Consider the following 9,215-nt stretch of genomic DNA (forward strand, 5'->3'; position numbering starts at 1 on the left):
ACTGTGCGGGCTACGGCAGTGGTGTTCTTTGAAGGGATCAGATTCAGCGGTTCCAGTCGCCCAGACCGTCGGAGCCGCTGAGCACGCCACCGGCGGTGTTCTGCACGACCACCGCGTCGCCCTTCTTCGAGTTCTCGTAGAACCACTTGGCGTTCTCGGTGCTCACGTTGAGGCACCCGTGGCTGACGTTGGTGTTGCCCTGCGCGTCCAACGACCACGGCGCGGCATGGACGAAGATGCCGCTGTACGACATGCGTGTCGCGTACTCGACGTAGGTGCGGTACCCCTCCTCGGAGTCGATCGGCACCCCGTACGTGGACGAATCCATGTACATGTCGCGGAACTTCTCGCCGATGATGTAGGTGCCGTTCGGGGTCTCGTGATCCGGCTTGCCCATCGAGGTCGGCATGGTCTTGACCACCTCACCGTTGCGGGTGATCGTGATCTGCTTGGTGTTGTCGTCGGCGGTCGCGACCAGGGCGTCGCCGATGGTGAACGTCGAATGCGCATCTCCGGCGTCGACGGTGACCTGCGTGTTCGCCGGCCAGAACTCGGCAGGCTTCCAGCGCACCTGGCTGTCGTTGATCCAGTAGAAACCACCGTCGACGGGCTGGCTGGTGGTGACCTTGATAGCGCGCTCGGCCGCGGCGCGGTCACCGATCGCCTCGTTGAACCGGATAATCACTGGCTGCGCGACACCCACGACTTCACCCTCACCGGGATTGAGGGACGGGGCAGAGAAGTTCGCAGGCGCAGGCGCGGGCTCGGGCAGCGGGAGCTGCGGTGCGCTGGGCAGGCCGGGAAGGGTGGGAATCTCCGGTCCACCGGGGAACAGCGGAACGGCCTGAGCGGGCCCGACCAGCGCCGTTCCGGAAACCACCACTCCGGCCACTGCGACGGCGACGCGCGATGACCAGCGCTTGTTCCGCGAAGTACAGATTCCTGTCTTGCCCATATGACCACTCTCGTTCGACGACGTGTATTGACGCGCGTCCCCGACGGACCTCACAAATCGCGCACTGCCATTAACACACATCATCCGGCGCCGAGCAATTTGCTCGCAATCGTTGCCGCTCCGAGCCCTGCGAGTACGTGTTATCACTAGGTGGTCAAGAAGTGCTCACGGTCAGGTGTCGGCACGCGCAGCGGCCAGCATGCTCTCGATGGTGACGAGCTTGGTTCGGGCCCTCCCGGCGGCCCGTCCCCCGGCGCGCTCGGTCTTGTCGATACGCTGCCAACCCTGGTAGTCGATCGCGTCGGGCGCACGTTCGGCAATCAACCGATCGAGGGCGTCCCGGTCCTCGGGCGCGTCGAGCCGACCCGCCGAGAAATCATCGATCACCATGTGGACGGTCTCTGCCGAGCAGTACTTGTTGGTGCCGATCACGCCTGTCGGACCCCGCTTGATCCATCCCGCCACGTACACACCGGGTACCGGCGTACCGGTCTCCGGGTCGATCACTCGGCCGTTCTCGTTGGGGATGACGCCGCGGCGGTCGTCGAACGGGAGGCCGGCCACCGGACGCCCGCGATACCCGATTGATCGCAGGATAAGTCCGGTGTCGACTGTCTCGATGACATCCGACGGTTTGGCACCGAGCACCCCGGAGGCATCCGCGACCATCTCGTTCCGGGCGATCCGCACGGATTCGACGCGCCCGTCACCGAGGATTTCCACCGGTGAGGTGAGGAAGCGGAGCACGATGCGCTTGCGTGCGGGGTCGGCGGTGCGCTGGGCGAACTCCTCCACCTGCTTCACCTTCAGCTGAAGCGACGGCTCCGCGTCCTCCCCGTCGACCAGAGCACGGCTGGCCGGATCCAGCACGGCCTCCTCGGGGTCGACGACGATGTCCACATTGGGCATCCGCCCCAGGGCCAGGAGTTCGGGGTTGGTGTATGCCGCCTGGGCAGGACCTCTGCGTCCGAGGATCACGACCTCCCGGATGTTGCTCGACCGCAGCGCTTCGAGCGCATGGTCGGCCAGATCGGTGGTCGCCAGGACATCGGGGTCGGTGACCAGGATCCGGGCCACGTCGAGTGCCACATTGCCGTTGCCGACGATGACGGCGCGCTCGCCCGAGAGGTCGAAGGTGCGGTCGGCGTAGTCAGGGTGGCCGTTGTACCAGGCTACGAACTCGGTGGCCGCGTGGCTGCCCGGTAGATCCTCTCCGGGGACGTCGAGTCTGCGGTCACCCGCAGCGCCCACCGCGTAGATCACGGCGTGGTGATGCCGGAGCAGTTCCTCGTGGGTGACGTCCTTGCCCACTTCCACGTTGAAGTGGCAATGCACGTTCCGCTTGGCCACTGCCGAACGGAACTGGTCGGTGACCCCCTTCGTGCCCGGATGGTCTGGGGCGACACCGGCCCGTACCAGCCCGTACGGGGTGGGTAGGCGGTCGAACATGTCGACCTCCATGCGCGGTTTGGCGGTCAGTTCCATCGCGGCGTAACAGGCCGCGGGCCCGGAACCGACGATCGCGACGTGCAGCGTGCCGAGCGCCGCGTCGATCGACGGCAACTTCACCGGTTCCGGCCAGTCGGGGCCGATGGGGTGTTTGGTGTAGTACTGCGCGTTGATGTCGAGGTAGGGGGCATCGACTTCTTCGAGGTCGTTCTCGGCGTAGATGGCCTCGACCGGGCATTCCTCGACGCAGGCACCGCAGTCGATGCAGGTGTCCGGGTCGATGTACAGCATTTCCGTGGTCGCGAACGGTTTCTCGTCCGGAGTGGGATGGATGCAGTTGACCGGACAGACATCGACGCACGAGGCGTCGTTGCAGCACGGCTGCGTAATCACATAAGTCACGGCTCTCCCCTACCTGAGTACACGCAGTCCGATGTCGAATGGAAGCTCAGACTATAACGTGTTCCATTTTTGCGCGAGGATGTGACGAAGGGGACGTTCGCCCAGAACGCGTCCGTCCCCGATTTCGTCAGACCGCTCCGCCCGGCTCCAGGCGGAAGCCGACCTTGAGTGTCACCTGGAAGTGCGCCACCGCACCGTCCTCGATGTGGCCCCGTGTCGAGACGACCTCGAACCATTCGAGGTTGCGCACGGTCTCGTGGGCGCGCCCGATGGCGTTTCTGATTGCACCGTCGATGCTGTCTCCCGACGAACCCACGACCTCGACGACCCGGTACACGTGATCACTCATCATGATTCCTTTCGTGGTTACTTGGCGTTGCGTACGAGCGCCTGCGCTTCGACCCCGAGCCGCGCAAGACGCAGATCACCGAGAGCGGTAAACGAACTGCCGAGCCGGTTGGTGACGAAGCCGAGGGACAATCCGCTGTCGAGGTCGGCGTAGGCCCCGGACCCACCGACGCCGTAGTGCCCGATCGCATTCCGTGGTTGTTCGCGGGACGCCAGGATGGGGCGGTGGTAGCCGAGCGACCACTGGGGCCGGATACCGAGGACGTAGTCGCGGTCCTTGGTCTGCACGGTCGACATCTGCTCGATGGTGGATCGGCCCAGGAAACGGCGCCCGTCGAGCACACCGCCGTTGGCGATGGCCCCGTACATGCGCGCGAGGGCGCGGGCGCTGAACACACCGTTCCACCCGGGCATCACGGCACCGTGCACAGCGGGGTTGCGCACCAGCACGTCGAATCCGGTGGGCATGGCCGCCTCGGCGAGCCCACGCGTGGGTCCGACGCGGGAGAGGACTGTGGACGTGAGCTCCCAGTTCAGTCCGGCGGGGTTGATGTGCGGAAACAGCTTCGCGATCCGGGGCCGGTGGTGTTCGGGGACCAGGTACCAGAAGTCGTCGATCCCGAGGGGACCGGCGATCTCCTCCTCGACTACCCGAACGAACGGCTCCGCCGCCACCCGCGCGACGAGTTCGGCCACCAACCACCCATACGTGACGGCGTGATACCCGGGACCGCGGAGTCTGCGCGGGTCGGCCGGTGTCGAGGCGAGCGCGTGCACGACCGCGTCGTAGTCGAGGAGATCGAGCGGGCTGCGCATCAGACCGCGCACTCGATGCAGTCCGGCGCGATGCGTGAGAAGTTCGCGAACCGTGATGACGTCCTTGCCCGCCGCACCGAATTCGGGCCAGTAGTCGGCCACCCTCGCGTCGTAGTCGATCAAGCCGCGTTCGGCGAGCCTGTGCACGACGGTGCTGGCCACCCCTTTACCTGTCGAGAACGACAAGGCGACGGTGTCGCGGTCCCAGCGGCGGTCGCGATCCGCCCAACCAGCCCAGATATCGAGTACCTTCTCGCCGCGGAAATACGCGGAGAGCGCACCACCGCCCTGGTGAGGCTGCCGGTACATCGCGAAGAAGCGGTCGGCGAGAGGAAGGAAACGAGGGTCGACATGCAACTCGGTCCGTGGCGCCGCCGCGGGCCGGGGACTTCGAACGCTGGTCGTCATCGACCACCTCCGATCTGCTACCGCTTCCCGCGGCAGATGCGTCAACCCATTGTGACTATCGTCACCATACGATGCCGACCGGGGGTGCGATCAGGAAACCCGCCAGACCGTTATCCCATCGGTGAAACACGCCTGACCTGCAAGGAAATTGATCGCCAGCGCCGGACCGCCGGAGCACACCACGCCCCGCGCCGGGTCGGCGACGAGCGCCTGTCCACCCGGGCCGCTCAGCACCAACGCTGGGCCTGATTCGGCGACCGTCCCGATGGCGACGCTTTTCGGTCCGACCGCGATCGCGGCGACAGCTCCACGGCGAGCTTCGGCAGCGCCGACGCCCCCGCCGACACCGGCGCCGAACGCCGCACCAGCCTCAGCGGCGTCGGCGAAACCGACACCATCGGTACCGAGCGACGCCGAGTTGCTACTCGGATCGGACTTCGCGCCGCAGGCAGTGCGGTCGACGACCGAGGTGGCGTCGCGGCCCGGTGGCGACACGCAGGACAGCGACCCGGCCGACGCAATGGCCGGCGTAATCATCAGCGATCCGAGTGCCGTGGCAACGACACCGAGAACGAGTCCGGCAGCACCGGCTGTCGAACGCTCCATGAAGACCTCCCCATGTTCGGACGCGACTCGTCCGCCCGAGCGTACGTCAGCTGTGCCTACTTTCGGTCTCGGTCCCGACTCGGTTGCACTCGCTTCGGCTCGCCCGGCATCTTGGGATAGTTGGGCGGATACGGGAGATCGCCCAGACCGTTCGCGGCGTCCCGGTCTGCCATGTCGAGCAGGACGTCGAGCGACTGCTCCACGTCACGGATGGTCGCCATGGGGTCTCCACGCTTGTCGAGCAGGGCGGGCACGGTGGCGATGGTGAAGTCGTCAGGGTCGACGTCGACGAGTTCCGCCCAGGTCACCGGCGTCGACACCGTCGCGATAGGAGTCTTGCGGGCGGAGTACGCGGAGGCGATGGTCTTGTCGCGCGCATTCTGGTTGAAGTCGAGGAAGATCCGTTCGCCGCGTTCCTCCTTCCACCACGACGTGGTGGCCCGGTCACCGCTGCGCCGCTCGATCTCCCGCGCGAGGGCGATGCCCGCCCGGCGCACCTCCACGAAGTCCGACCGCTGCGCGATGCTCAAGTAGATGTGCAGGCCACGACCACCCGACGTCTTCGGGAAGCCGACCAGGCCGAGCTCGTCCAGCAGGGGCTGCACGACGTCGAGAGCCACCGCACGGGCATCGTCGAAGCCGGTGCCAGGCTGCGGGTCCAGGTCGATTCGCAGCTCGTCGGGATGGTCGACGTCGGGGCAGCGGACCGCCCACGGGTGGAAGGTGATGTTGCCGAGGTTCGCCGCCCACACGATGTCGGGTGCGCTGCGGACGCGGAGCACGTCGGCCGTCCGTCCCGACGGGAAGGTCACCTCGCAGGAGCCGACGTGCTCCGGGCGCTTGGCCGGCACCCGTTTCTGGTAGATCTCCTCGCCCTCGACCCCGTCGGGGAACCGTTGCAGATGCGTCGGACGGTCCCGCAGCGCGTCCAGCAGGGCCCCGTGCAAGGCGACGGACCGGTAGTACTCCACCAGGTGTCGTTTGGTGCCGCCGTCCGCACCGAGTTTCGGGTAGTAGATCTTGTCGGGGTTCGACAGGCGAACGGCAACGCCGTCCACGTCGAGTTCGACGGCCGGGCTCGCCATCTAGGAACCTCCGGCCAGCACGTCGGCAAGGTCGTATCGCACCGGTACCTCCAGTTGTTCGAATGTGCACTCGTCGGGCATCCGGTCCGGCCGCCAGCGCAGGAACCGTGCGGCGTGCCGGAAGCGTGCCCCTTCCATCTGGTCGTACGCCACCTCCACCACCCGTTCAGGTCGTAGTGGCACCCACGTGCGGTCGTTACCAGACCGCCAGCGGGTGGGCTCTCCCTCGGCGACGACGTCGTCACCGACGCGCAGTTCGTCCAACTCGGCGAGCAGTTCGATCCGCCGCGCCGAGGTGAAGGCCGATGCACCACCCACCATCGACAACTGGTCACCTTCGTAGAGCCCCAGAAGCATCGACCCGATTCCGGGCTGGCTCTTGTGTGGCCGGTAGCCGATGACGACGCAGTCCGCGGTGCGGGCGTGCTTCACCTTCACCATTTCACGCTTGTTCGGCAGGTACGGGCCGGCGAGCTTCTTCGCAACCACTCCGTCGAGGCCGGCGCCCTCGAATGTCTGAAACCACTCGGTGGCCCGCTCACTCGACTCCGTGGCCGCTGTGACATGGCAACTCGGGCCGCCGCCGACCGCGCCGACCAGTTCCTCCCGGCGGATCGAGAAGTCTTCCCGACTGAGGTCGCGATCACCCAGGGCCAGCAGGTCGAAGGCGATGAGTTGCGCCGGGGTCCGCTCCGACAACAAGGTCACTCGGCTCTCCGCCGGATGAATGCGCTCCGACAGCGACTCCCAGTCGAGCCGCGTGTGGCCGTCGACAGTGCGGGGCACCACCAGTTCGCCGTCCAGCACGCAGCGCTCCGGGAGTTCCGCGACGGCGGCCCGGACCATCTCGGGAAAGTACCTGGCCAGGTCTTTTCCGCCGCGGGAGCCGAGCACCACTTCGTCACCGTCCCGGAAGACGAGGGCCCGGAAACCGTCCCACTTGGGCTCGTACGACCAGGCGAGCCCCGACTCCGGTTGCGTCGGAACGGACGACGCGGACTTCGCGAGCATCGGTTGCAGAGGAGGCATCACGGGGAGATCCACACGTCCATAGTGTCATCACGATTGGTAAATCGGTGACCGATGTAATCAAATAATGCGCGACACGGCATTTGCCGTGGAACCGGGGTGGCAAGGGGTCATCCGGAAATTTCGGTGGCACCGCTATCCAGGAAGACGGGGTGGCACCGCCATCCAGGCAAACGGGGTGGCGCAGCCATCCAGAACGAGGTGGGGTTGACATGGCAGGTCTGGTTCGGCGGGTGTGTACCGCGGTCGTCACACTGTCGGCGACGGCAATTCTCGTCGCAGGGTGCGGTTCGGAGGTCACCCCCACGGCAGTCCCGGAGTCGGGGGCCTCGGCCACGACCACCAAGTCGACGACCGTGATCGACGGACAGGAAGGTGTGGACGCCGGCGGGGACGTCGACTTCGAGGTGGCGATCGGCGAGTGCGTGAAGCTCGGTGGCACGATCACCGACGCCGAGATCGACAAGGCAGAATGCGGTAGCCCCGAGTCGAACTACAAGGTGATTGCCAAGGCGGAGCAGAACAGCCAGTGCATCAGCGACGCCGACTCGTACTACTACGAGACCCTCGGCGGCGTCGAGCAGGGCGCGATCTGCCTCGACGTCGACTGGGTCATCGGCGGATGCATGGACGTCGGCGGTGAGGATCCGAAGCGCATCGAGTGCACCGACCCCACCGCCGTCGACGGGGTCAAGGTGACGGAGATCGTGCAGGGAGCCACGTCCGTCGATTCGTGCAACACGTCCTCCAATGGGTACGAGTACCCCGAGCGCAAGTTCGTCGTCTGTGTCGACGAAATCTGACAGCCCGAGGCTGCGGGTCGACGAACTCTGACAGCCCGAGGCTGCGGGTCGACGAACTCTGACGACAGACGATCAGGTCGGCTGCGGGTTCACCCCGCAGCCGACCTCGCTCACAACCAGCCGCGCCGTTTGAAGATGGTGTACAGGCCCGCGCAGGTGAGCATCATCAGCGACAGCGCGAACGGATAGCCGCCCACCCAGTGCAATTCGGGCATGTGGTCGAAGTTCATGCCGTACACCGTCCCGATGAGGGTGGGGGCGAAGAGGATTGCCGCCCACGCCGACACTTTCTTGATTTCTTCGTTCTGCGCGTAGCTCGCCTGCGTGAGGTTCCGCATCTCCTCGTTCTGTTCCTGCGACACCAGCGTTGCGTTGACGGTGAGGATGTTGCCGAGTAACTGACGGAAACCGTCGGCGCGCTCCACGACGACCGTCGCATGGTCGGTGACGTCGCGGAGATACCGCTGCAGTTCCTCGTCGGTGTTGTACTTTTCGAACCCGGCAGACAGCCCGCGCAGCATTCCGAGCAGTGGCCTTGTGGCCCTCTGGAACTCGATCACCTCGCGGGTGAGTTCGTAGATTCGCCGTGACACACCGGGTTCACCGCTGAACACCTCGGTTTCGATTTCGTCGATGTCGTTCTGCAGTCCCGACACCACCGGGGCATAGCCGTCGACCACCGCGTCGAGGATCGCGTACAGGACCGCCTCCGGCCCCAGCTTCAGCAGGTCGGGGTTTCCTTCCATCCTCCGGCGCACCGCCGACAGGTCGGGTGACTCACTGTGCCGGACGGTGAGCACGAATGTCGGCCCGCAGAAGACGTGCAGCTCACCGAATTCGACACGCTCGGTCTCGTCGCAGTACCGCGCGGCCCGCAGCACCACAAACAACGTGTCGCCGTATCGTTCGAGCTTGGGGCGCTGGTGCGCGACGATCGCGTCCTCGACCGCCAGCTCGTGCAGATCGAATTGTTCTGCGGCGGCATACAACTGGGCGTCGTTGGGTCGGTACATGCCGATCCATGCCATCGACGACGCGTCCGGCAGGCTGCCCAGCGCCTCCGACAGCGTGGCCGGTGCGGCGATCTTCTTCCCGCCGCGGTACACGGCGCTGTTGACCACAGTTTCTTCGGCCGGCGTCGGTTCGGGGGCGCGACGCGGGGTCACGTGACCGGTTTCCGCGTCGGACAGACCGGCGGAACGGCTGGGCCGGAGGGAACGAATGGGACGCAATTGTGGCATGGCACTGGTCTTTCGAGGAAGGATATGCAGCGCGGCAAATGGACACACGACTGTGAAACCGTTTCCGGCAGAA

9 protein-coding genes are annotated in these 9,215 nt (G+C 65.9%); 1 reads left to right on the forward strand and 8 read right to left on the reverse strand.

Features of this window, described 5'->3' with window-relative positions:
- Nucleotides 1-43 precede the first annotated feature (43 nt).
- The 7 genes from NOF53_RS20445 to NOF53_RS20475 form a co-directional block, all read right to left on the reverse strand.
- Nucleotides 44-955 carry a L,D-transpeptidase gene (locus NOF53_RS20445; protein ID WP_255972109.1) on the reverse strand — a complete coding sequence of 304 codons (912 nt, stop codon included), beginning with the start codon at nt 953-955 and terminating at the stop codon, nt 44-46.
- A gap of 171 nt (nt 956-1,126) precedes the next feature.
- Nucleotides 1,127-2,806 carry an FAD-dependent oxidoreductase gene (locus NOF53_RS20450; protein WP_255972111.1) on the reverse strand — a complete coding sequence of 560 codons (1,680 nt, stop codon included), beginning with the start codon at nt 2,804-2,806 and terminating at the stop codon, nt 1,127-1,129.
- 127 nt (nt 2,807-2,933) lie between these two features.
- Nucleotides 2,934-3,155: a dodecin gene (locus tag NOF53_RS20455; RefSeq protein ID WP_255972113.1), complete on the reverse strand. Its 222-nt coding sequence runs from the start codon at nt 3,153-3,155 to the stop codon at nt 2,934-2,936.
- Between the two features lie 17 nt (nt 3,156-3,172).
- Nucleotides 3,173-4,378, reverse strand: coding sequence for a serine hydrolase domain-containing protein (locus tag NOF53_RS20460; RefSeq protein WP_255972115.1), 1,206 nt, complete (start codon nt 4,376-4,378; stop codon nt 3,173-3,175).
- A 90-nt stretch (nt 4,379-4,468) separates the two neighbouring features.
- Nucleotides 4,469-4,984 carry a DUF6764 family protein gene (locus tag NOF53_RS20465; protein ID WP_255972117.1) on the reverse strand — a complete coding sequence of 172 codons (516 nt, stop codon included), beginning with the start codon at nt 4,982-4,984 and terminating at the stop codon, nt 4,469-4,471.
- Nucleotides 4,985-5,040: 56 nt separating this feature from the next.
- Nucleotides 5,041-6,069, reverse strand: a complete 1,029-nt coding sequence (locus NOF53_RS20470; protein ID WP_255972119.1) for a DNA polymerase domain-containing protein — start codon at nt 6,067-6,069, stop codon at nt 5,041-5,043.
- A complete protein-coding gene (locus tag NOF53_RS20475; protein WP_255972121.1) occupies nt 6,070-7,113 on the reverse strand; it encodes an ATP-dependent DNA ligase in 1,044 nt (347 codons plus the stop codon).
- Between the two features lie 197 nt (nt 7,114-7,310).
- Between NOF53_RS20475 and lppU the strand changes: the two genes are divergently transcribed.
- On the forward strand, nt 7,311-7,901 hold the full coding sequence (lppU, locus tag NOF53_RS20480; RefSeq protein WP_255972123.1) for an LppU family putative lipoprotein: 591 nt from the start codon (nt 7,311-7,313) through the stop codon (nt 7,899-7,901).
- Between the two features lie 110 nt (nt 7,902-8,011).
- Here lppU and NOF53_RS20485 read toward each other — a convergent pair whose 3' ends face one another.
- On the reverse strand, nt 8,012-9,142 hold the full coding sequence (locus NOF53_RS20485) for a magnesium and cobalt transport protein CorA (protein WP_255972125.1): 1,131 nt from the start codon (nt 9,140-9,142) through the stop codon (nt 8,012-8,014).
- Between the last annotated feature and the right edge of the window lie 73 nt (nt 9,143-9,215).

Origin of the sequence: Rhodococcus tibetensis (genome assembly GCF_024438035.1) — a bacterium.
GTDB lineage: Bacteria > Actinomycetota > Actinomycetes > Mycobacteriales > Mycobacteriaceae > Rhodococcus_F > Rhodococcus_F tibetensis.

Excerpts from the sequence above, each read along its gene's own strand:
- NOF53_RS20455 (WP_255972113.1), bottom strand. The coding sequence starts at position 3,155 with ATGAGTGATCACGTGTACCGGGTCGTCGAGGTCGTGGGTTCGTCGGGA.
- NOF53_RS20470 (WP_255972119.1), bottom strand. The coding sequence starts at position 6,069 with ATGGCGAGCCCGGCCGTCGAACTCGACGTGGACGGCGTTGCCGTTCGC.
- NOF53_RS20465 (WP_255972117.1), bottom strand. The coding sequence starts at position 4,984 with ATGGAGCGTTCGACAGCCGGTGCTGCCGGACTCGTTCTCGGTGTCGTT.
- NOF53_RS20445 (WP_255972109.1), bottom strand. The coding sequence starts at position 955 with ATGGGCAAGACAGGAATCTGTACTTCGCGGAACAAGCGCTGGTCATCG.
- NOF53_RS20460 (WP_255972115.1), bottom strand. The coding sequence starts at position 4,378 with ATGACGACCAGCGTTCGAAGTCCCCGGCCCGCGGCGGCGCCACGGACC.
- lppU (WP_255972123.1), top strand. The coding sequence starts at position 7,311 with ATGGCAGGTCTGGTTCGGCGGGTGTGTACCGCGGTCGTCACACTGTCG.
- NOF53_RS20485 (WP_255972125.1), bottom strand. The coding sequence starts at position 9,142 with ATGCCACAATTGCGTCCCATTCGTTCCCTCCGGCCCAGCCGTTCCGCC.